Source organism: Nonomuraea sp. SYSU D8015 (assembly GCF_008065375.1).
Lineage (GTDB): Bacteria > Actinomycetota > Actinomycetes > Streptosporangiales > Streptosporangiaceae > Nonomuraea.
This window is the reverse complement of sequence record NZ_VJYI01000001.1, coordinates 628,750-650,003: the sequence shown is the minus strand read 5'-3', so window position 1 is coordinate 650,003 and position 21,254 is coordinate 628,750. Positions and strand designations below refer to the sequence as shown.

Annotated in this window: 27 protein-coding genes; 18 read left to right on the top strand and 9 right to left on the bottom strand. The window is 65.6% G+C overall.

The features are described from left to right. The first annotated feature begins 77 nt into the window (after positions 1-77). Entirely contained in the window at positions 78-833 is a 756-nt protein-coding gene (locus ID574_RS04875) for a GntR family transcriptional regulator (RefSeq protein WP_188187508.1), read from the top strand. 53 nt (positions 834-886) lie between these two features. On the opposite strand, the gene ID574_RS04870 is transcribed toward ID574_RS04875, so the two are convergent. Both ID574_RS04870 and ID574_RS04865 read right to left on the bottom strand, forming a co-directional pair. Then, complete coding sequence (locus ID574_RS04870; protein ID WP_223166374.1) at positions 887-1,108, bottom strand: DUF397 domain-containing protein; 222 nt, start codon at positions 1,106-1,108, stop codon at positions 887-889. Next, positions 1,099-1,920: a helix-turn-helix domain-containing protein gene (locus ID574_RS04865; RefSeq protein WP_188187507.1), complete on the bottom strand. Its 822-nt coding sequence runs from the start codon at positions 1,918-1,920 to the stop codon at positions 1,099-1,101. The genes ID574_RS04870 and ID574_RS04865 overlap by 10 nt, the downstream gene beginning before the upstream one ends. Before the next feature lie 225 nt (positions 1,921-2,145). On the opposite strand from ID574_RS04865, the gene ID574_RS04860 reads away from it, so the two are divergent. Both ID574_RS04860 and ID574_RS04855 read left to right on the top strand, forming a co-directional pair. Further along, positions 2,146-2,598 (top strand): ATP-binding protein, encoded by a 453-nt coding sequence (locus tag ID574_RS04860; protein ID WP_188187506.1) that lies wholly within the window; start codon positions 2,146-2,148, stop codon positions 2,596-2,598. 249 nt (positions 2,599-2,847) lie between these two features. Further along, positions 2,848-3,318, top strand: coding sequence for a hypothetical protein (locus ID574_RS04855; RefSeq protein WP_188187505.1), 471 nt, complete (start codon positions 2,848-2,850; stop codon positions 3,316-3,318). A 484-nt stretch (positions 3,319-3,802) separates the two neighbouring features. Here the strand turns inward: ID574_RS04855 and ID574_RS04850 are convergent, their stop codons facing one another. Beyond that, the gene (locus ID574_RS04850; RefSeq protein ID WP_188187504.1) at positions 3,803-4,102 is read right to left on the bottom strand and encodes a hypothetical protein; all 300 of its coding nucleotides are present in this window, start codon (positions 4,100-4,102) and stop codon (positions 3,803-3,805) included. A 116-nt stretch (positions 4,103-4,218) separates the two neighbouring features. Between ID574_RS04850 and ID574_RS04845 the strand changes: the two genes are divergently transcribed. The 3 genes from ID574_RS04845 (at position 4,219) to ID574_RS04835 (ending at position 5,160) form a co-directional block, all read left to right on the top strand. Further along, entirely contained in the window at positions 4,219-4,491 is a 273-nt protein-coding gene (locus ID574_RS04845; protein ID WP_188187503.1) for a GntR family transcriptional regulator, read from the top strand. 67 nt (positions 4,492-4,558) lie between these two features. Next, positions 4,559-4,906: a hypothetical protein gene (locus ID574_RS04840; protein WP_188187502.1), complete on the top strand. Its 348-nt coding sequence runs from the start codon at positions 4,559-4,561 to the stop codon at positions 4,904-4,906. 50 nt (positions 4,907-4,956) lie between these two features. Further along, complete coding sequence (locus ID574_RS04835; RefSeq protein ID WP_188187501.1) at positions 4,957-5,160, top strand: zinc finger domain-containing protein; 204 nt, start codon at positions 4,957-4,959, stop codon at positions 5,158-5,160. Positions 5,161-5,825: 665 nt separating this feature from the next. On the opposite strand, the gene ID574_RS04830 is transcribed toward ID574_RS04835, so the two are convergent. Beyond that, entirely contained in the window at positions 5,826-6,800 is a 975-nt protein-coding gene (locus ID574_RS04830; RefSeq protein WP_188187500.1) for a helix-turn-helix transcriptional regulator, read from the bottom strand. A 302-nt stretch (positions 6,801-7,102) separates the two neighbouring features. Here ID574_RS04830 and ID574_RS04825 point away from each other — a divergent pair, with 302 nt between their 5' ends. Both ID574_RS04825 and ID574_RS04820 read left to right on the top strand, forming a co-directional pair. Then, complete coding sequence (locus ID574_RS04825) at positions 7,103-7,285, top strand: hypothetical protein (protein WP_188187499.1); 183 nt, start codon at positions 7,103-7,105, stop codon at positions 7,283-7,285. 109 nt (positions 7,286-7,394) lie between these two features. Beyond that, complete coding sequence (locus ID574_RS04820) at positions 7,395-7,898, top strand: hypothetical protein (protein WP_188187498.1); 504 nt, start codon at positions 7,395-7,397, stop codon at positions 7,896-7,898. Positions 7,899-7,949: 51 nt separating this feature from the next. Here ID574_RS04820 and ID574_RS04815 read toward each other — a convergent pair whose 3' ends face one another. Next, positions 7,950-8,276, bottom strand: coding sequence for a histone-like nucleoid-structuring protein Lsr2 (locus ID574_RS04815; protein WP_188188298.1), 327 nt, complete (start codon positions 8,274-8,276; stop codon positions 7,950-7,952). A 148-nt stretch (positions 8,277-8,424) separates the two neighbouring features. Here ID574_RS04815 and ID574_RS04810 point away from each other — a divergent pair, with 148 nt between their 5' ends. Then, a complete protein-coding gene (locus ID574_RS04810; RefSeq protein ID WP_188187497.1) occupies positions 8,425-8,865 on the top strand; it encodes a hypothetical protein in 441 nt (146 codons plus the stop codon). A gap of 175 nt (positions 8,866-9,040) precedes the next feature. Continuing rightward, entirely contained in the window at positions 9,041-9,424 is a 384-nt protein-coding gene (locus tag ID574_RS04805) for an AsnC family protein (protein WP_188187496.1), read from the top strand. On the opposite strand, the gene ID574_RS04800 is transcribed toward ID574_RS04805, so the two are convergent. Together ID574_RS04800 and ID574_RS04795 are read right to left on the bottom strand one after the other, a co-directional pair. Next, positions 9,425-10,276, bottom strand: coding sequence for a tyrosine-type recombinase/integrase (locus tag ID574_RS04800; RefSeq protein WP_188187495.1), 852 nt, complete (start codon positions 10,274-10,276; stop codon positions 9,425-9,427). A 59-nt stretch (positions 10,277-10,335) separates the two neighbouring features. Further along, complete coding sequence (locus ID574_RS04795; RefSeq protein ID WP_188187494.1) at positions 10,336-10,620, bottom strand: hypothetical protein; 285 nt, start codon at positions 10,618-10,620, stop codon at positions 10,336-10,338. A 108-nt stretch (positions 10,621-10,728) separates the two neighbouring features. Here ID574_RS04795 and ID574_RS04790 point away from each other — a divergent pair, with 108 nt between their 5' ends. The 3 genes from ID574_RS04790 to ID574_RS04780 all read left to right on the top strand — a co-directional run bounded on the left by ID574_RS04790 (position 10,729) and on the right by ID574_RS04780 (position 12,550). After that, positions 10,729-11,304, top strand: a complete 576-nt coding sequence (locus tag ID574_RS04790; protein ID WP_188187493.1) for a hypothetical protein — start codon at positions 10,729-10,731, stop codon at positions 11,302-11,304. Positions 11,305-11,490: 186 nt separating this feature from the next. After that, entirely contained in the window at positions 11,491-11,961 is a 471-nt protein-coding gene (locus tag ID574_RS04785; protein WP_188187492.1) for a hypothetical protein, read from the top strand. 1 nt (position 11,962) lies between these two features. Further along, positions 11,963-12,550, top strand: a complete 588-nt coding sequence (locus ID574_RS04780; protein WP_188187491.1) for a pyrophosphohydrolase domain-containing protein — start codon at positions 11,963-11,965, stop codon at positions 12,548-12,550. A 62-nt stretch (positions 12,551-12,612) separates the two neighbouring features. Here ID574_RS04780 and ID574_RS04775 read toward each other — a convergent pair whose 3' ends face one another. Continuing rightward, positions 12,613-13,455, bottom strand: coding sequence for a hypothetical protein (locus tag ID574_RS04775; RefSeq protein ID WP_188187490.1), 843 nt, complete (start codon positions 13,453-13,455; stop codon positions 12,613-12,615). A gap of 311 nt (positions 13,456-13,766) precedes the next feature. Here ID574_RS04775 and ID574_RS04770 point away from each other — a divergent pair, with 311 nt between their 5' ends. The 3 genes from ID574_RS04770 to ID574_RS04760 are packed head-to-tail and all read left to right on the top strand — an operon-like array spanning position 13,767 to position 16,939. After that, entirely contained in the window at positions 13,767-14,084 is a 318-nt protein-coding gene (locus ID574_RS04770; protein WP_188187489.1) for an ABC transporter permease, read from the top strand. A gap of 53 nt (positions 14,085-14,137) precedes the next feature. After that, positions 14,138-14,836 (top strand): M50 family metallopeptidase, encoded by a 699-nt coding sequence (locus tag ID574_RS04765; RefSeq protein WP_188187488.1) that lies wholly within the window; start codon positions 14,138-14,140, stop codon positions 14,834-14,836. A gap of 60 nt (positions 14,837-14,896) precedes the next feature. Next, entirely contained in the window at positions 14,897-16,939 is a 2,043-nt protein-coding gene (locus ID574_RS04760; protein ID WP_188187487.1) for a serine/threonine-protein kinase, read from the top strand. Between the two features lie 65 nt (positions 16,940-17,004). On the opposite strand, the gene ID574_RS04755 is transcribed toward ID574_RS04760, so the two are convergent. Then, positions 17,005-19,224: a dehydrogenase E1 component subunit alpha/beta gene (locus ID574_RS04755; RefSeq protein WP_188187486.1), complete on the bottom strand. Its 2,220-nt coding sequence runs from the start codon at positions 19,222-19,224 to the stop codon at positions 17,005-17,007. A gap of 197 nt (positions 19,225-19,421) precedes the next feature. Here ID574_RS04755 and ID574_RS04750 point away from each other — a divergent pair, with 197 nt between their 5' ends. Together ID574_RS04750 and ID574_RS04745 are read left to right on the top strand one after the other, a co-directional pair. Beyond that, a complete protein-coding gene (locus ID574_RS04750) occupies positions 19,422-20,783 on the top strand; it encodes a hypothetical protein (protein WP_188187485.1) in 1,362 nt (453 codons plus the stop codon). 260 nt (positions 20,784-21,043) lie between these two features. Continuing rightward, on the top strand, positions 21,044-21,250 hold the full coding sequence (locus tag ID574_RS04745; protein WP_188187484.1) for a hypothetical protein: 207 nt from the start codon (positions 21,044-21,046) through the stop codon (positions 21,248-21,250). Positions 21,251-21,254: the final 4 nt, after the last annotated feature.

Genomic DNA, 21,254 nt, shown 5'->3' with positions numbered 1-21,254 from the left:
TTCCGGAGTGTGGGCTTGCGTCACCTGTCCGTCAATAGATAGTGATGTAATCTCAGGGAGAGGCAAAGGAGGACCTAATGGCACGCTGGCACGCCATCGCCGCCGAGCTTCGCGAGGCCATCAGGAGTGGGGCGTATCCCCCTGGAACCAAGATCCCAAAAGAAGAGGAGCTGGAAAGACAGTTCGGCTGTAGCAGGACGACCGTACGCCGCGCCGTCGCCCAGCTCACTGCTGAAGGGCTCCTCCAGCCCGTCCGAAAGGGCGGCACTACCGTCCGAGAACACCCCCCTCGCCAGCGACTCACCCGCGCTCGACAGGTCTACCGAGATGAGCGCGGCTACTACTTCGACCCCACCGCACAACCCTGGGCTGCTGTCGAGACGCCGACGGTCTCATTGGGGCCTGTGCCATACGACATCGCCCGGATTCTGGGCGTCGAGCCCGGCGAAGAGGTCGTGATTCGATCCCGAGTCATGGGCCATCCGGATACCAAGACGCCAACGCAGCTCGCCACCAGTTACCTCCCCGCCAGCGTGGCAAGAGGGACGGTGCTGGCTGAGCCGGACACTGGGCCTGGCGGCATCTATGACCGCCTGGAGGAGATGGGGCGCGGCCCTCTCGCGTGGTCCGAATCTGTCGTGGCAGCAATCCCCACGGAGCCCGAGCAGGAGGCTCTCCACCTTCCGCCGGGCGTCGCGCTGCTCCGCATCGTCCGCGTGACTCGCGCCTCCGATGGCCAGGTGGTCGAAGTCAATGACACCAGAATGTCCGGCGAGCTGTGGGAGATCGGCTATCAACTGGAGCGACACCAGAGCGCCCATCCCAGCTCATGATCGACATAGGAAAGCCCCCGGCGCTATGCCAGGGGCTTCCTTCTGGGTGGGGCCTAAAAGTCGAAGGTCCCCGACTTGGCTCCCTCTATGAACTTGTTCCAAACGGCACCGCGCACGATGGTCTTGGGCTGCCCATCCGCCTCGCTGTCGAAGAAGGCGACCATGCCGTTGGACAGCGGCTTGGCATAGATGCAGTCGCCGCCCGTGCCTCCTGATGCGGTGACGTAACCGTTGAGGTCGTCAACCTCAGCCAGCAGTTCCTTGCTCAATTCCACTTGTCCACTCTCTCCTTGATGAGCTTCACCGACAGATGTTGGGGAAGTGCCGATCGCCGTATGGTGTCGAGTCGGTCTATCAGCCGAGCTATCTCGTCAGCGTCGGTGATGACCCGCCCCTGAAGGGCGTTTTCGAGAAGTCCCGCGATTGGCACTCCGTCTTCCAGCGCCAAGACGATGGGGCCTGTTGTCGCAGCCGTGCACCTGGCATCGTAGGGCAAGATCTGTACGGCTATCAGACGTTGCTCAACCATCTTGATCACATGGTCCAGTTGACGGCGAACCACGTCACCGTCCCCGATTGGACGATACAGGAGTCCTTCGTCTAGCACAGCCAGGTATCCAGGGGGCTTGGCGCGCTTGAAGATCGTCTGCCGCTCCAGGCGTGCCGTAAGCGCATCCTCTACCTGCTTGGGCGTGGTGTTCGGCTCTCCTGCGAACAGGGCACGCGCGTAATCCTCAGTCTGCACGAGGCCGGGGAAGGCCATCGCCGCGTAGGTCAGGATGGAGTGCGCTCGGCGTTCGATAGGAGGCCAGGGACGGAACCAGTCAGGGCCAGCGCCGCCGCTGATGGCGGGCCAGTGCTGGAGCAGCTCCCCATCAAGTCCAAGTACCTCCTCAAGCTTCACGATCATCTCACGGGTGGGTGCTTCGTCCCCGCGCTCGACATTTCCGATTCGCGACTTACTGTACCCCGCGTCCTTGCCTAGCCGCGTTTGACTTAAACCAGCCTCAAGGCGGTATTTGCGAAGATCTGCGCCGAAGCGCGCCGCTGGACTGGCATCCGGGTCAAGCTCCTTGGCGGCAGGCATCGCATCCCTCCAAAGCGTCGGTGCCAGAGAGGTGCCAGAAATACCTGGCAGGTGCCAGGAAAAGTCTGGGATAGCCCTGACATCGGTTCTGGAGACAACGTAGCTCGTGAGCGGCATGGTTGACAGTGACAGTCGGGGAATTCGCAGAGGAGATGTTCCGGAGTTGCAGGAGCCTGCGCTATCGATCCTGGCACATCGGAACCGATGAGAAGAGGACGTGGCGAGGTGACAGTGACAGCGCAGGAAATGCGGCTTATCGGCGAGGTCAAGCTTCCAGGAGAGGCCGAGATGGTGGCCACTGCCCGAATGTTTCCGGGTTTCTGGCTATTGGCCCTTCGCCGGGATCTCGACAGAGCCTCGGACCTGCATGAAGACCTGCGCCTGCTGACTTCCGAAGTCGTGACCAACGCCGTCCGGCACTCATCGTCCGGCCTTGGTGGACATGTCCACATACGGGGACTGCTCGCCGACGACCTCTACCGCGTGGAGGTGGTCGATGAGGGGCCGATCTGGAAGATTCCGGAACAGCGCGCGGCCCCCATGGCTGAGAACGGGCGTGGGCTACTCCTGATTCGGCACATAGCCAAGGCATGGGGCACGCGTGAGGAAGACAGCGGCGTGGCCGTCTGGTTCGAGCTGGCCATAGACCCTAATCCGCGCCGGACCGGACGTGCCTAGAACCTTGCGAAGAGCGGTTGCTGCTCGGAGGCCCGGAATCGTGGTCCCCGCTGTGAGTCCGGGTCTCCAGAAGGGGTGCAGCAGGCCCGAGGGTGTGGAGGCCGAGCCGCTCTTCGCTCCATCAAAACGCGCTGATAGGAGGTGGTGCCATATGCCGGGCCTTGCGGGAGACCTCCAGAACATGCGCTATCCATCGTTCATTCCCGCAAGGCCACCAGCGCGATCAGTTGCCTTACCAGAGGATTTCTCATGACCACGCACAACCTGCCTGAGACCCGCTATCAGGGTGCTCCAGCGGCTCCGGCCCGGCCATCCGGCCTGCCCGAGATTCGCCGTCGCCAGGCTGTTCCGGCGGCCGGGAGATCCGGCCTTGCGTTCCGTCGCGGCGGTCGAACGTCGGACGTGGAAATCTGCGAGATGAGTAACCCTACGCACATCATCCGCGTGACTCATAACGCCTTCGAGTCGTTCCGCAAGTCCGTCCAGGCCGGTACGTACGAGCCGTTGAGGTACGGCAACATTGTCGTGTTCCAGATAGGTGAGCCGCTGGAGCCGGACAAGCCCCTCAAGCCGATGATCACGTCATCGGTGAATTGGGAGGTTTTCCAATACATCGCACCTCTCGACATCGTCACCTTTCTGCCGCCCGTGGAGTTCGGGCTGGCCTATGGCGATTGGGTGATGGTTGAGCAGGGATCTTTGATCACCGTCAAGTCATGAAAGCTCCTGGAGGCAACGGGTGTCCGTCGGATACGGCTTCCGGCGTCTGTGTTGCTGGTCCAGGCGTGCCTCCAGGTACACGTTCCCCGGCTGGTCACCGTTGGACGGGCGCACGACCAGCCGGGGGACCCTGTCCCTGCCCGATGTAGCCGCCCTCGGGCAGGGGCACCTCATTAGAAGGCTCGGCCTTCCAGGATGTGCTCAAAGAGGCTCAGGGCTTGCGTCTGTCTCATCCAAGGTCCGCAGTAAGCATCGGGTGCTTGGCCGTCGCGGTGGACGCGGCGGATGTAGTGCGTTCCGTAGATCTGGACCACCTCATACCAGATGCGCTGGCAGGCGCACGAGTGGCAGACCTCGAACTGCTTCCCAAGAGGTACGTCCTCACGCCAATCCAGTACGGTGTGACCCTCCTGGGGCGGCTTGGGGTGCGGGGACTGCCCAGGACATCCCCAGTACGGCTCATCCACGGGGCTGCGCAGGGGACTCATGTCGCACGCCCCGGCACCCAGGACCACTCTGCCTTCCAACCGCGCTTCGCGTGCTTGACAGTGCAGACTCGCCTATAGGCGGCGGACGTGCTCACGCGCCAAATCTTGATGCGGTTGCGCACGGCATCAGCCATGAGTTCTGTCGGCGTCTTGGCTCGGACGGTTCTTCGGCACCCCATGTCGATCATCCATCTGCGCACCGGGGGGTTGCCCCGGTAGCGAGCAACCAGCTCGTCTCCATCGACTTCAACGGTGTAGCTCTGAATCTCGGGCAGAGGTACGGAAGCAGCGCTCATGTTGCTCAGCATAGTCACCGGCCTACACCGTACTAGTGCAACCTATGCCAGCTCATGGGCTGGCATAGGCGCTCTCGCGCGCCGGAGCGCTGGCGGAGGCTCCTATCGTCGGGCTCGTGATCGAATTTCGGCCGGATCAGACGCGCTATGAGCAGGTGGCTGTCATCCTGGAGGAGCGCATCAAGAAGGGCACCTACCAGCCGGGGCAGCCGATCCCCAGCGTCACCCAGATGCAGCAGGAATTCGGGATCGCCAAGAACACCGTCTACAAGACGATCGCCTTGTTGCAGCGGCGGGATCTCATCTACACCGTGCCGAATTTGGGATCTTTCGTGATGACTGAGGAGGAGCTGGCCAAGAGGCGGGCCGAGAAGGACGCCGCCAAGTAGGCATTACAAACGCCAGCCGGATCATGTATAGGGTCGAGCTATTCGTCCCCTTTTGAACGGATTCGGCATGATTAAGGCGTATGTACGGGATCACGACTTTGGTCGCGAGACGCGGTTCTACATCGTCCAGCAGGACGACAACGGCCCGACCAAGATTCTCCGAATGGTCGAACCGCCGGACGTGTACCGCTGGGAAGACATCGATGAGGCGGCGGAGTCGTACCCGTCGTTCGCTCTTCCGGTCCAGGCCGCGCACTCTCTTCTGGACGCCCTGTACGAGGTCTACGGCGGCACGAGCGACGCCCGCCAGCTCCGCAAGGACTACGAGGCCGAGCGCGGCCGGGTGGACCGGCTGATCGGCATGCTGGCCGACCGCAAGCCCATCCTGATCGACGGCAAGGCGATCTCGGCATGAAGGAAAATCGGCGCTGACTGATCGTCGCCAGTGACGGTAGACTGGCCCGCATGGGAACGATCAGGGTCAAGAACCAGGCGGCTCGATACGAGCGCGCCGAGGTCATGTGCCCTGAGCCCAAGTGCGGGGCCGTCAAGGACCAGCCGTGCAAGCAGCGTACGCGCTACCGCGTGGTGATCCGGGAGAAGATCCACCCCTCGCGCCGCCAGAAGCAGGCCGAGCTGGACGCGCAGCGCGCGGGCGAGAGCGGCTGACGATCGCGAAATCTTTTCATCCCAGTTTGGTAGACGTCTACCGAACCGGGATGGATGGGTCTAGGATCTTGCCTGTCGAACAACCCCCAAGGTTCAGCGGGCACCAGAAGCCCCCGCTCCGCGCTGCCCAAGGGCAGGCGGCCCGCCATGGAGGCACGAGGCGGAAAGAGTACCTCCCACCGGCTCACCCACCGGTTGTAGTGAGAGGCCGAGCAGGCCAGAGGGGATTGAAGCTACAGGCGACCAGTCATTGGTCCCCAACGCGTCACGCGACGAAGGCCACCGTTCCGGCACGGACCCAGCGTGTGGCGTACTCCGTGAGGTGGGGATCGGAACACGGCAGGCTCAGGCTGGGGCGCGCAGAGCGCCACTTCTCGGACGACGACCGACCCTACGGGGATTCGGGCCGGAAGCTAGACCTCGTAGCACATCCCGCCCTGGGGACGGAGTAACGCCCGTCCTGGCTAGCCATACCTGACCGACGCGACCGACCGACGGCGTACGGAGACGGAAAGCCCCCTCTGCTCGTGAGACGGTCCACCTCCCACCTGGTGGATCATTGTGTCTCCCGAGCAGGGGCGGGGCCTCCCCTCCCTCCGGCTCCCTCCCTCGGCACCGGAGCCGATCCAGACACCGTAAGCGTTTACGGACAAATGCGAAAGAACTTAGCGAAGTGGGACATCGTTCACCCACCCGTGCATGTGTGCCAGGTAGCCGAGCTGCATGCGCGTCGTGACACCGGCCATGGACATCAGATCGGATATGTCGCGCTGGACGGTCCGCACGCTGACGCCCAGGGTGGTGGCGATGGTCTGATCAGACGCGCCGCGCAGGAGTGCCCCGAGGATGACCCGATCCCGTTGGGACAGCCGATATCTGCTGCTGGAGCGGATGACGACTTCATCTTCGCCCACATAGAGGGGTATCGCGCGTTCCCAGTAGTACTCGAACATGCATACCACTGCTTCGAGGAGGTTACTCCCGCGCAGGAGAAGCACAGCGCCGACGTCAGGGTGTCCCGGCTGGTGAAGCGGGATCATGCCGATAGATCGGTCAGCGACCAGGAGCTTCATGGGAAGTGAGTCCACCGCACGCACTTCGTCTCCGGTCGTGAGGGCATGCCGCAGGCCGTATTGCCCGCTGTCTTCGGCGAGCACCGCCGCTTCGGCAATGATGCGGGTCCGGACGCCACGGTTGGCCGCCCGGCGCTGGCTGGGGTTGTCCCGTTGGGACGTGACGATGTACGGGCTGGTGGAGAAGTTGACCACCTCTACCTGCGCCGTGTCGTAGACGGCCTCGAAGTATGTGCCCACCTGCTCAGCGGTGGACAGCAGCTCGAAGGGTTGCGTGGCCTGGTGCTGGAAGGAGTGGAGCTGGAAGAGCCGCTCCAGGTCAGCCAGCATTTCCTGGCTTTGCACGATGACGGAGGTTTCCTCCAGAAGCTTGCGCCCGAACACGAGCGATGGCTGTACGGGAGTCGGGGGATCGCCGTAAACGGCGCGTTGGTCGCGTAGGGACTCGATGATCCTGTGGACGTCTTCACCGAACTGTGTCTCCAGCTCCTCCCGGTCGTAGCCGTGAGCGATGAGGTACGTAAGGACTTGCCGCTCCGCTGGAGACAAGCCGAGAACCTGCTGCATTCTGCACCCGTTTCGTTACTCCTTGTCATGTCACGCGGGTAAGCAGCATAACTCCAGATCTCCTTGATGGGTAGATCAGGTCAAAAATGGTTGTGCAGTGGACGAAGGGTCTAAGAACGATCCAAAGAACGTCTCAAGTACGTAACGGCGCGATGTGGCGGAGTTAGGACAATGTCCACCTCCGACACCCAAACCCCTAGACGTCACAACCAGCCCACCGGTTACATATTCCATGCACCACCCGCAGGTGGTCTTTCACCCTGTTTGCCACACGGTAAACACGAAACCCCAGGATAACTCACATGTTCAAGCGTGCCGCTGGCACCGCTGCCGCAGCGATCCTGTTCCTCCTCACTCCGGCCGCCGCTCTGGCCGAGGACGAGCCGCTTACCCAGGAGCAGACCCTAGTTGCGGACACCGACACTTCCGCGTCGCCGTCTCGCGAGCCCGTCTCCGCACAGCAGATGGGCGCAATCGGCTGGTGACGCCGTTGCCATAAAGGCGCGGCAGCCAAGGGGATGCTGCCGTGCGCCACGCGGACCGCCGTGGGGAGCGGGCCGCTAATCCCACATAGCAATCAGAGGGTGGAGATAAGTGATCAACGACCTATCGCGCGTCGTGGAGTCGCTGGAAGATGCGACTCGATCCCTGCGCCAGGCAGCCATGCTCCTGGACGCGATGGAGAGCAGCCAGGCACGAGCGCGTGAATGGTTTTCCGTGATTACCGGCATGCAAGCCTGCAAGGGCGAGATCTTCCAGGTACTCGACCGCCTCCGTGAGAGCTTGGCCCACTGGGCAGCGAGCAATCCGGCGGTCGTCCTGGCACCGGGAACGGATTCGGGGGACGTTTCGACGGCAGAGGTACTCGAAGTGGTTAAGAACACCATCGACGAGGCGAGATTCGCACCGACGATGCATCTGTCCATCGTGCGCGTCGCTCTCGGCAGCCTACGCGATCTCCCCGCGCCGGAAGTAGCAGTCCACCCTGACCTGACGCCGGTTCCTCCGCAAGCCGCGCCCGCCGACGACGCATTTTCGCAGTGCTGGGCAGCTCAATGGATGGACCGTCCCGCTGGCGAAAATCCGACCGCTGCTTGAAACGCATAAAGCCCCCGCTCCTTTGTAGAGTCGGGGGCTTTGGCGTGCTACTTAGTGAGCGGCCTCGTACTTCTCCACGATGGTGGATGCGATCCGGCCGCGCTCGCTGACGGGGATGCCCTGGGCCTTGGCCCACTCCCGGATATCCCTGGACTTCTCCCTGCTCAGGGCAGAGCTGGAGCGACGGCGGCGCACATGAGCACCGGAGACGCGGCGGGCGTTCTCCACGAAAGGCGCGAGCGCATCGCGCAGCTTCTTCGCGTTGGTGTCGGACAGGTCCATCTCATAGGACGCGCCGTCAATAGCGAAGCCGACGCTCTCCGAAGCCTCACCTCCGTCGAGGTCGTCGATCAGGGTCTCTACAATCCTCTTTGCCACTGGTACTCCGCTGAACTCTGTGTGTGTTTCGGACTTTCTAAGTCCAAACCTAGTCACTAGCATTCGATAATGCAAATGGAATGGCACACTGAGTAGCAGAAAATCGGGGAATCTCTCACGCATTTGGCTGTGCGGTACCCTGCCGGGCATGCGAGCGTTACGACTGGCCGCCCTCCTGGTCCCTCTCTGGACCGTTCTAGGCTGCGGCATCTTCTCCTCATCGCCGTCCCCGCAGGCAGCTCCTTCAGATCCCGCCAGCGCGACCGCTGCCACCTCGACCGCCGCCCGCGACCTGGCCCGCAAGCTCGAAGCAGCCGGTATCGGATGCGAGGCCGCCGAGCCGGAAGGAGCTGGGGTGCTCGATGCGGCCCATTGCGAGCTTCTCGGCAATCCGCTGTACGTCACTGCCTACGCCGACGAGGCGGCGGCCCGAGCGGCGGCCGAGCGACTGTATGAGGAGTTGCGCCAGGAGACGAAGTGGCCCTACGTCCTGACCAAGGACACGTGGGTGCTCGATGCGTCGGCCGACCGGACGACCGGCGTGGGGATCCTGCGCATGTTCCCTGACGCCAAAGAGATCGGGGCCTGACATGGCAGAAGCCCCGGCCCGTGCAAGACCGAGGCTTCATATGCCAAACACACAGAAAGATGCAGCGGGCACCTTCCGGAGCCACTATCGCACGCCGAACCCGCGATCTACAAACTGACGCATCCGGCGCTCCCAGCTAGAGTAGGACCAACGAAAATCGGGCCGGAGGCGCAGGATGAGTGAGGTAGAGGAGACGGCCGAAGATCCCATAGCGGCCAAGGGACGCGAGGCTGCCAAGATCTACAAGGAGAAGAAGTCTCTCGACGCCGTCGCCGAGGCGATGGGCGTCCACGAGTCCACCGTCCGCTACTACCTCGTCAACACCGGATTCAAGGACCTACGCCCGCAAGGCGCTCCGAGAAACGAAGACGTCCGGGACGAGGTCATCCTAGAACTGCGCGACGATCACAACCTGTCCTTCGCGGATATCGCGAGGGAAGTGGGAATGTCCAAGGCTGGGGTGTATGCCCGCTACCGGGAGATCACGACAGGCGAGCGGCCGATGGATCGTACCCGTCCCCCGAAGAAACCGCGCAAGCCCTCACAGCAGGACGCCTGATCAGGCGAGCTTCGCCAGCGCGTCCCGTGCGCGAGCGCCCTTGCGCCGGTCGTAGCCGAGCATGACGCGGTAGCTCGCGTGCCCGGTGATGTCCATGATCGTCGCCGGGTCCACATTGGCGTCCAGGAGATCACCCACCAACGTCCGCCGGAAATCGTGCGGCGTAGCGTCGATCTTCTTGACGATGTCGGCGATGGCCTGCCCGCACAGGTAGCGCTCGCGCGAGGTGGACTCCCTCACGAACTTCCCGCCAAGGGGAATGAACAGTGGTCCTGACGCATCGCCACGTACCGCCAGCCATGCCTCCAGCAGGCGCACGGCTCGCCCATCGAGCGGGATCCTGCGCTCACGGTTGCCCTTGCCGATGACCCTGATCTCGCCTGCTTCGCGGTCGTAGTCCTCAACGCGAGCCCAGCCCAGCTCCGCGCGCCGCATGCCGGTGTATCGGAACAGGGCAAGGATTGCGGCGTTCCTAGTGGCCAGGTGCGTGCCATCGCTCTCCAGCTCCCCCACAGCAGTGCTGACGACGTCGGCCGGAATGTGCTTACCACGCGGCACGCGCGTGCCCTTGACCGCCGGGACGTTGATCGCGGCCTGGTAGTCCTCCGCGCTCATGAGCCGCAGCAGCCAGGCTTCCTTGAGTACCCGGCGCAGCGCTGCCAAGTGCTTGTTGATGTATGAGGCCGACCAGCCCTTCTTGCACATCCTCTCCCGGACTTCCGAGGTGTGCTCATACCGCATCAGGTGCCAGGACACCTCGTCGGCCGACGTCTTCGCATTTTTCATGAGGGAGGCGATGTGATCCAGGCACTCACGCTGCGTGCGGCGGCTGCCGGGGGCCAGCGTGCGCATGTAGCTCTCGACCGGATCGGCCGGTCCCGCCGCTCCGACGCGGGCGGGCAGGTTGTGCATCAGATCTTCTCCTTCGGTGCTTCGGGGGCCTTGCGGGCGTTGACTGTGGTGATCTCGAAAGTTCCGGGCTGGAGGTGCTCTTCCAGGACGCGGACGAAGGTGTCGTATGCAGCGTCGGCGGCCTGCTTGATGTCCTGGAAGTCGCCCCTGAACAGGGTGGCGATGAGGCCCAGGGGGCGATTCATGTAGACGATGCCCAAATCCGGGGAGCTGATGGCCGTGCCGTCGGCAGGCATCGCTGAGTAATGGGCGGCGGCTTCGAGGTCTACGAGGTAGCGGGTCAAGGGGTGCTCCGGATGGTTCTGACTTGTGAGAAACCAATGTTGCACAACTGGGGAACTCTATGCAACGTTGGCGGCCACACAAGGACACAAGGGTGTAGGAGTAGAGACGTGACGAAGAAGAAGGCCAAGCAGAGACGCGGCATGAGCGGCAACCCCGCCAAGCGGGCTGAGGCGGCGAAACTAGCAGAGGAAGGCACGCTCATCTGCGCCGTCTGCCGAGCGCCTCTCGACTGGACGGACGTCGCCGGAGCCACCGTCTTCAGTCATGCCGTCGGCACCAAGGACATCGACGATCACGAACCGAAGCCGACTATTGGCAAGCCCAGCCGTGCCGCCACGGTCTGCGACTTCTGCGGGACCACGGGGATCTCCTGGAACTTCGTCACCGAAGGCGTGGTCTTCGTCCCTTACGAGGGGCAGGACGAAGACAGCCCCCAGGTTGAAGGCAAGGCGTATGACGAGCGATGGGGAGCCTGCGACCGATGCGCGCCGCTCGTCAAGAAAGGGAACCTCGCTGCGATCTTGGACCGCTTCACGTTCATCGTGGGCAACAGGCGCGACCTGAGCGAGGCGCACCGTGTCATCATGCGACGTCAGGCCAAGCAGCTTATTGAAGCGTTCTTCAGAGCCAAGCCGACAGGACCGTTCCCCCTTGACCAGTCCGAATCGGACTCGAACGAATGATCGAATAGCACCATAAACCCCTGGCCAGGCCCCGTACAGATCTACCAGTGCGGGGCCTTTGTCTTATAGAAAGTTTACTAATCTCATATTTGACACCTGATTGGTGGCTCAGCAGTTTGACAGTCGGTATCCAAATACTGCACGATGTGCCCATACAGTCAGACACCGTTAGCTACGGAGAGTGACGTGGACCGCCGCCGCTTCTGCCGGTTCCTGGACGAGAAGGAAGGCCGTATCTGTGGCCGACTCCTACCTAAGACCCGTGACCCTCTACGTTTAACGTCGGCTCGTCTCAGCCTGGTCGCCACGATGGACTTCTGTAACGAGCATGAGCAGGCGTTTCTCAAGATCATAGAGCCGCACATCGGAGAGATGATCACCGGAAGCTCAGCCCGCGACCTCGCCGCGAAGGTCGAATTGACCATCCACACCGCCACCACGACCGAGGACAAGTGGGACGACGCCACCATCCGCCAGAGCCTTCGCGTCCTGGGCAAGCTAGGCAAACTGCCGTCCGGCTTCAAGGTCAGCACGCGCGGCAAAGTGGGCGATGAGGCGGTAGCTCTCTTCCTTGAGAATCGGGGTGTATTGGAAGAACTTTCCCCAGAGGAGTTGGCTAGGCTGGTGGAGTCATCCCCTTCAGCCGAGGAAAAGTAGTTTGCAAACCCCCGAAATTCTGAAGCTTATCGCCGAGTTCTTCGACACCTACTCCATCCAGCGGGTCACCCCTCAGACCCGCAACGACCTGCTCGCCCGCTGCCGGAACCTCATCGCCGAGGAAGTCGAAGAGGTCCGTCAGGCCGCCGACGAATACAGGCCGGACGTCCTCTCTACACATGCCGCCCTCCTGGGCGAGCTGGCCGACGTCCGCTACGTCACCGCCTACGCACGCCACGCGCTGGAGCTGGAGCCCGCGCAGCTCGTACTCAGCTACGACGCAGATATGGCCGAGGCTAACGATCTCGTCCTGGACATCTTCGCCTACCTCGAAGGTACGGCGGCCGGAGGCGAAGACGAAGCGCGTATGCGCCGGAAGCTGGCAGCCGCGCTCGATCTGCTCGACCGCGCGGTCAACCGTGCCGCCTTCGTCCACAGCTTCCCGCTGGACGCGGCCATCCGCACCGTCCACGCGGCCAACCTCGCTAAGGTGTGGCCCGACGGCAAGATCCACAAGCGCGAGGACGGTAAGATCCTCAAGCCGCCGACGTGGACGCCGCCAGACCTGCTGTCACTTCTCGCCGCATAGACTTCAGACCAACGCGAAGGCCCCCAACTCCCGATCTGGAGCTGGGGGCCTTCGCTATGCCGTCAGGCGCTCACGCGCGTCTTGAGAAGCTGCCGCCACTTGTCCGGATCCTTCTCCCACAACTGGAGCGCCTCCTTCTTGGCGTTGGTCCAGCCGCGCCTGCCGATCCGGCCGTAGGTCCTCTCCAGGAAGCCGCCAGACAGCTCCGCCAGATCGTCTTCCGGGTTGGCTGACTTCCGCTCGGTGATCTCCTGGAGGCAGATGAGAACCGTCTTCCGAGGAAGTTCCTCCTCCTTCCCGAACGCGGGAAGCGGGACGAGGACAGGAGGCTTGGGAAGTACCGGCTTCTCAGGAGGCGGGGCAGGAAGTTCCTCCGGCTTCTCCTCCGGCTTCTTGTCCTCCGGCGGCTTGGGAACCGGCTGCTTCTCATCCTCTGGCCCGGAATTCGGCGGGACGGGAAGCGGCTTCTTCTTCCTGGGCGGCGTGAGGTAGGTACCGACCTTCAGAGAAGCGAGAAGCATCGCGTTGGGAACCATGGCGATGTACCACACGAGCCACTCGGCCGGAGAGTCGTACCCGTTGTGGATCCTGGACCAGATGATGTTGAGGCTCGCGGAGACGAAGGTCGCCAGGATGGACCAGCGGAAGATCAACGTCTTGCGTCGGTGGTCACGAACGACGTTGTAGATGATCAGGCACACGGCTTCCAGGGCGATCACCGAGCCGGGAAGAAGGTATGGCTGCAAGCCGCCCCAGCCGGTCCAGCCCATGACCTTCACCGCGAGCTGGCTCTGGTCTCCGAGGGAGAGTCCGGCGGCGCAGATGGTGGAGACCATGATGCCGATCCGGATCAAGTAATAGGTGCGGCTGGTGGTCTCGTCCTCGGTATCGTCAACGTGGGACACGGGAGCTAAGCCCTCCTGGTGTCGGAGAAGCCCCGGACCTGCCCATCAGGCCGGGGCTTCACTGTTTGGTAGACGGGTCCCACCCTACCCCGACCTGGGACAATTTTCATGGGCCGGGACCATGCGGGACCATGAGTATCCGTGGGTCCGGGACCATGCCGGACCATGACCGGGCCATGAGAAGGCGATACAAGGGGTGATCCCAGCGGCCATCAACGACTAAGATCAAAAACCCTCAAAATCGGGGCTGAGCTGGGGATTCTGCGGGTCGTCCGAGGTCAGCGCAATGTGGGTCAAAACGGACACTCAACATGCAGACGTTCTTCGGGCTGATGCAGATGGCGATCATGCCGATGATGTTCCTGTCCGGGGCGATGTTCCCGCTGGCCAACCTGCCGTCGTGGCTGCACGTGCTCACGGTGGTCAATCCGATGACGTACGCGGTGGATCCGATGCGGCAGGCGGTGTTCTCCCATCTGGACGTGCCGCCGCAGGTCGACGCCATGCTGAACCCCGGGGTTCAGTGGTTCGGCTTCCAGGTGCCGGTGCTGCTGGAGCTGGGGGTCGTGGCGGCGCTGGGCGCCGTGCTGCTGGGCGTGGGGATCGCGGAGTTCCGGCGGGCGGAGTGAGGACGTACGGACTTACGCCGTCGAGCAGATCGACCGGATAGGGTTTCTCCTCGATGGACAAGCTCTGGGCCCACCTGATCAAGGTTCAGCCTGACCCCGACCCCTGGGTCGTGGCGGTCTCGGCTCTCGCCGCGCTCGTGATCGTCGGCTTCCGCATGCCCTGGCAGCTGTCCAGAGGCCTGATCACGATCGCCCATGAGGGCGGCCACGCGCTGATGGCGCTGGTCACCCGGCGCAAGCTCGAAGGCATCCGCCTGCACTCCGACACCTCGGGCGTGACGCTGACCAGGGGCCGGCCCACCGGGCCCGGCATGGTGCTGACCGCCATGGCCGGCTACCTGGCGCCGCCGCTGCTCGGGCTGGCCGCCGCGTGGCTCACCGAGCAGGGGCGCATCACGCTGCTGATCTGGACCGTGCTGCTGTTCCTGGTCTGCATGCTGCTGCTGATCCGCAACCTGTACGGCGCGCTGATCCTGCTGGCGACGGGCGGTGCCGTCTTCGCGCTGATCATGTACGCGCCCGCCGAGGTCCAGCAGGTCGTCGCCCTGGTGGCGGTCTGGTTCCTGCTGTTCGGCGGGATCCGGCCGATCATCGAGTTACAGCAGAAGCGGCGCCGGCGGCAGGCCAGAGACTCCGACGCCGACCAGCTGGCGCGGCTGACGTTCCTGCCCGGCGGCTTCTACGTGTTCTTCTTCTTCCTGGTGTCCGTCACGTCCGCGGTGTTCGGCGGGTACCTCATGAACCCGCTCTAGTCACGCTTTTTCGCACTAAACTCGCCTGCAAGCTCCGCAACACGGGCAGGGGGGAGTGTTGTGCTGCCAGTCGAGGACGCACCCGGCTACCGGGTACTCGATCAGGCGGGCCAGGGCGGGTTCGCCGTCGTGTACCGCGCCTACCAGGAGCGCCTCGACCGGGTCGTGGCGCTGAAGGTGCTGTCCGTCGACCGGGTCGACCAGCGCACCATGCGCAGGTTCCAGCGCGAGCTGCAGCTCACGGGCCGCCTCACCGGCCACCCGAACGTGGTCACCGTCTTCGACACCGGCGTGACGCGCTCCGGCAAGCCGTACATCGCGATGGACTTCTTCGAGAACGGCTCCCTGCGCGACAAGATCCGCAAGGAGGGGCCGCTGCCGGTGCCCGACGTGCTCAGGGCCGGGGTGAAGCTGGCGGGGGCGCTGGCCGCCGTACACGAGGCCGGGGTCCTGCACGGCGACATCAAGCCGCAGAACATCCTCATCTCCCGGTACGGCGAGCTCGCGATCGCCGACTTCGGCGTGGCCAGGGTCGTCGACTCGTCGGAGATCTCGGCCACCTCGCAGGCGTTCACCCCGCTGCACGCCGCGCCCGAGGTGCTCACCGGCGCCCCGCACAGCGCCTCCACCGACATCTACTCGCTCGGCTCGACCCTCTACCACCTGCTGGCCGGGCAGCCCGCCTTCCACAACCCGACGGATCCGTCGATCGCGCCGCTGATGTACCGGGTGCTCAGTGTCGAGCCGCCGCCCATCAACCGCTCCGACGTGCCGCCGGTGGTCTTCGAGACGGTCCTGCGGGCCATGGCCAAGCAGCCGGAGCAGCGGTACGGGTCCGCGCGGGAGTTCGCCCGGCATCTGCAGGCGGTGCAGGCGGAGCTGGGCCTGCCGGTGACAGACCTGGTGGGTCAGGATCCCGGTCCCGGGCCGACGACGTCCACGGTCCCCCGGCCCCGCCCCGACGCCCCGGACTCGTCGCTCCCGCCCGCCGACGCCCCGTTCCCGCCCGCAGGCGGCCCTTTGCCGTCCACCGGCCACCACCTGCCCCCTACGAGCGGCCCTTTCCCATCGACCGGCAGCCCTCTCCCCGCCACGGGCAGCGCTATCCCCGCCACCGGCCACCACCTGCCCGCCACGGGCGGCTCCCTCCCTTCCACCGGTCACCACTTCCCCGCCACGGACGGCGCGGATGATCATCCGGCCCGCACGGGCGGGTACCTTCCCTCCGGCGGCGACCACCTGTCGCCCGGGGACGGCCGGCCGTCGTCCACTGGCCGGCATCCGTCCGCGGCCCCTCAGATCTCCCCCTTCGCACCGGAAGCGCAGCCGGGCGCCGCCACGGGCGTGGGCCAGGGGGCCGGCAGCGGGTCTTCGAGGGACCCGAACGCGCCCTCCATGCCCGGGGCGCACAGGACAGGGCTGACGTCCGGCGGCACACCCTCCCCGCAGCTCGGAGTCCCGGTGGCCATTCCTGGCGGGCAGCACGGCGGGTATCCCGCGGGCTCGCACGGTGGCCACCAGGCGGGGGCGCCCGCGTCGCTGTGGCAGACTCCGCCCGTTCCTTCGGTGCAATCGGCCGCGACGGTCCCGCCCGTCGACGGCGCGGCGTCGACCGGCAAGGGACGGCTGGCGCGGGGGCTCCTGATCGGGGGTGCCGTGGCCGTGGTGGCCACCGGTGGCACGGCGGCGGCCGTGTACCTGTCGCTCCAGCAGACCGAGGCGCCCCAGAGCAGCGACCCGGCCCGCCAGACCAGCCAGACGCAGCAACCGCAGGAAACCGCCGCGATCGACCGGCAGGACATAGCAGCCCTCGCCCCCAGGAACGTCAAGGTGATCGCCGACCAGGGCGCCCTGGTGGAGCTGCGCTGGGCGCTCCCCGCCGCCGCCCGCCGCTATCCGGTGGTCCTGCAGCGCTCCCCGGTGGACAAAGGCGAGCAGCCCATCACCGCCCTGGGTCAGGGCACCACCTCGACCCGCGTCGCCGGCCTGGACCCGGACACCGGCTACTGCTTCGTGGTGGGCGTGCCACTGCGCATCTCGGAGCGCTCCACGGTCGCCTGGTCCAAGCCGACCTGCATCAGGGGCGCCGTGGCCCGCCAATAGCCGTCGCCCGCCGACGAGCCGTCATCCGCCGACAAAGTCATGGCCCGTTGGCACGCGCCGCCGGCTCAGCCCAGCAGCTTGCGTGCCGCCTGCTCGATCTCCTCCTCCGTCAGCAGCACGTGATCGGCCGCCGCACCCAGCGGGACGAAGCTGTCGGCCGAGGTCACCCGGGCCACGGTGCCGGTGTATCCGGCGTCGGCCAGCTCGGCGATGATTCCCTCGGACACGCTCCCGGTGTGCCGGGTCTCGTCGGCGATCAGCACCTTGCCGGTCAGCTCGGCCGCCCGCAGCAGGTCGTCCACCGGCAGCGGCGCCAGCCAGCGCAGGTCGAGGACGCGGCAGCCGTACCCCTCCTGGGTCAGCCGCACCGCGGCCCGCAGGCTCATCCGCAGCCCGTTGCCGAACGTCACGATCATCAGGTCGCGCCCGTCGCCGTAGGAGCGCGCCCGGCCGATCGGCACGTGGGTCTCCGCCCAGCGCGCGGGCGGCGCGTACGGCGCCAGCCAGCCCCCGTCTCCCTCGTCGAACAGGTCGCGCGTGTGGTAGAGCGCGATCGGCTCCAGGAACACGCACACCGACCCGCATGTCCGGGCCGCCGCCAGGCACGTGCGCAGCATCGCGGCGGCGTCGTCGGGCCGCGCCGGCGAGGCGATGACCAGCCCGGGGATGTCGCGCAGCGCCGCCACCGCGTTGTCGTTGTGGAAGTGGCCGCCGAATCCCTTCTGGTAGGCGTAGCCGGCCACCCGCACCACCATCGGGTTGAGGTATTGGCCGCGCGAGAAGAACGACAGTGTGGCGCCCTCGCCGCGGATCTGGTCGAGCGCGTTGTGGAGGTAGGCCAGGTATTGGATCTCCGGCACCGGCAGCAGCCCCGACACCCCGGAGCCGAGCGCCAGCCCCAGGATGGCCTGCTCGTCCAGCAGCGTGTCGAACACCCGGCTGGCGCCGAACCGCTTCTGCAGCCCCCTGGTCACCCCGTACACGCCGCCCTTCTTGGCGACGTCCTCGCCGAACACCATCATCTCGGGATAGACGGTGAGCGCGTCGGCCAGCGTGCGGTTGATCGCCAGTGAGAGCGTCATCGGCTTGTCGTTCTCCGGCAGCGACCCGGCGAACGCCTTCTCCCTGGCCGTTCCGGACGCCGCCATCGGGCTGATCCGGGCGATCAGGTCGGGCCGGCGCGGCGCGATCGGCTCCATGATCTCCTTGGCGGAGCCGAGCCGCGGGCTGCGGGTGGTCTCCAGCGCGAGGCGCAACACGTGCTCGCGCGTGGACTCGTACCATTTGAGCAGCTCTTCCGGCGTCTCCAGCCCCGCCTCGACCAGCATGGCCGCCGTGCGCAGCAGCGGGTCGCGCTCGAGGTCGGCGCGGATCTCGCGCTGGGTGCGGTAGGCCACCTCGGCGTCGGAGCCCGCGTGGCCCATCAGCCGCACGGTGGACAGGTGCAGGAACGCCGGGGAGCGGCGGCTGCGTACGTGCTCGACGGCGCGTACGGCGACGTCGTAGACGTCGGCGAGGTCGCACCCGTCGGCGGCGAAGTATTCGATGCCCGGGCGCCGCGCGGCCGCCTCCACCCAGCCCTTGGGCGTGCGGACGCTGATGCCGAGGCCGTTGTCCTCGCACACGAACAACAGCGGCAGGGGCTGACCCTGGTAGGTCGCGTAGGAGGCGGTGTTGAAGCCGGACAGCGCGCTCGCGTGGTTGATCGAGGCGTCGCCGAAGCTGCACACCGCGATCGCGTCCTCCGCCCACTGCGAACGCGTCCCGAGCGCCCCGGCCCGCTCGATGGCGAAGGCCACCCCCACCGCCCGGGGCAGGTGGCTGGCGATCGTGGAGGTCTGCGGGATGACGGCCAGCTCCGGATGGCCGAACACCTTGTGCCTGCCGCCCGCGATGGGCTCGTCGGCCGCCGCCGTCAGGCCCATCAGCACGTCTCTGATGCCCTGCTCGGGCAACCGCCCCGCCTGCTCCGACCGGGTGAGGTAAAACGCACCTGAACGATAGTGGAGCAGCGCGGGATCGCCGGGCCGCAGCGCGGCGGCGACGGCCGCGTTGCCCTCGTGGCCGGCCGAGCCGATCGTGTAGTAGCCCTCGTTCTGCTCGCGCAGCCAGCGGGCCGCGATGTCGAGCAGCCTGCTGTCGAGCTGGCGCCGGAAGAGGGTCCTGCACTGGTCGCCGGTCAGCGTCGTGCCCTCGCGGACCGGCCGGCCGGGATCTCGCGCGGGGCCCGCCTTCAGCGCAGCAACCGCTTCGGTGAAATGAGTCTCAACAGTGTCGCGCGCCACACCACCGATTATGTCTTTGATCGGGCTCGCCGTCTGCTGGACACCGGTTACATATTGTGGACCGCTCTCATTGACGCTGATCTATTACGGTTTGTCAGAATCCGCAACTTCCCCGGCCACATGCACGTCTACTGAATAGACACACGTGGCACCCTCAATGCCGCGTTGAACCGTTGGGTATCCAGAAAGGAACCCGCATGTTACAACGCATCCGTGTCGCCGCCCTCGCCGTCATGGTCGGCGCGGGGGCCCTGGTAGCCCTCGCTCCGTCCGCCGCGACGGCGGCACCTCCAGCACCTGAGATCGCTCGGGTCACCATCAGTCCCAGCCCGATCGATGTCACCAACGGCCCGGCCACCGCCACGTTCAGCTTCTTCACCAAGAACGCGGACACGGCCGAATTCCAGCTCAAGGCCCCGGGCGACGTGAGTGTTCACACCCCGATCACGATCACCAAGGGCGGGACCTTCGGCAGCTGGACGAAATGGACCGGGACAAAAGAGTTCAAGTCCACAGATGTCGGTAAATGGAGCTGGCTAGCCATCGCCCACGGCAGCGGCGGCGACAAGTCGGCGAACGGCACGTTCGACGTCGTCAAGAAGCTCGACACCGCCGTCGTCCGCTTCGACGCCCGGCCGAACGTGATCGACAAGGGCGATCCGGTCCGGGTCTCGGGACGGCTCCTCGCCGACGGCAAGGGGTACGCTGGGCAGACCGTCTCGATCGCCTTCCGCGAGCGCGGCTCCGGCGCCTACCGCGAGGTCGCCAAGGTGACGACCGGCGGCAGCGGCTGGTTCGCCGCCACCGTGCGCCCCCACGTGACCGGATGGTGGCGGGCGGAGTTCGCGGCCACGGCCGCCGCCAAGGGCTCCGTCAGCGACGGCGAGCTGGTCATCGTCAAGCGCGGGAAGCTCGACAGCCGGATCGTCGGCTTCGGCGCCCGCCCCGACCCCGTGGACAAGGGCGACAAGCTCACCTTCACCGGCGCCCTGGTGATCGACGGCCGCGGCGGCGTGGCCGGCGAGCGCGTGGGGATCTTCTTCAAGGCAGCCGGCTCGGGCCGGTGGGAGTACGTCACCAGCGCCGAGACCGGCCGCCACGGCCGCTTCTGGGCCTCCGCCGAGGCGGTCGCCTCCGGCTGGTGGCGCGCCGAGTACGCGGGCGACCGCGGCGTCAACGGCTCGGTCAGCGACGCCGACTGGGTCAAGGTGAACGAGCCCGCCCCGCCGCCCCCGCCGGAGAAGGCGGACACGCGGCTGATCAAGTTCAACGCCTACCCCGAGCCGATCAAGCGCGGCAGGTTCCTGAAGTTCACGGGCAAGCTGCAGGCCGACGACGAGGGGACCTGGGAGGGCTATTCCGGCAAGGTGGCGCTGTTCTTCAAGCCGGTGGGGTCGAAGAAGTGGCAGTACGTCAAGTCGTTCTGGTCCGGCGACAGCGGACGGCTGTACACCAAGGTCAAGGCCTGGAACTCCGGGCATTGGCGGTTCGTGTTCAAGGGCGACGAGGACACCTACGGCTCCAGCAGCCGCAAGGACTATGTCCGCGTGAAGCGCTGAACGCCATGAAGTGAAAACCGCAAGGCCCGGGAGTCGTTCTCCCGGGCCTTCGGCATTCCCGCCCCGCCTCGCCGGGACCGTCCGGCGGTCATGCCGATCGGCCCGGCCGCGGGCCACGTGCCCGGGCCATGAGGCGGCCATGCTCTGATAGAGGGGTGAATGACCGGCACGTGGCGCTGATCAGCGCTCCCCGCGCCCCTCTCCCGAGGGCTGTCGAGGGCGCTCTCGAAGGGGCTCGCGCGCAGGGGCACCCCGCGGCCATGGGGAGCCGCGACCGCCCCGATGCGCGCTTCGGCGACCGCACCGGAACGGCGCACTGGACGACCAGCGACACCTTCGCGAACACTCGGCGGGAGGTCGTCACCGAAATCGACGCATTCTTCGGATTTGACGACAATTGCATTGTGCGCCACCACGACGAGTTCGATCTCCGGCACTGGTCGACGACGGCGCGCGGCCGGACATAGTCGT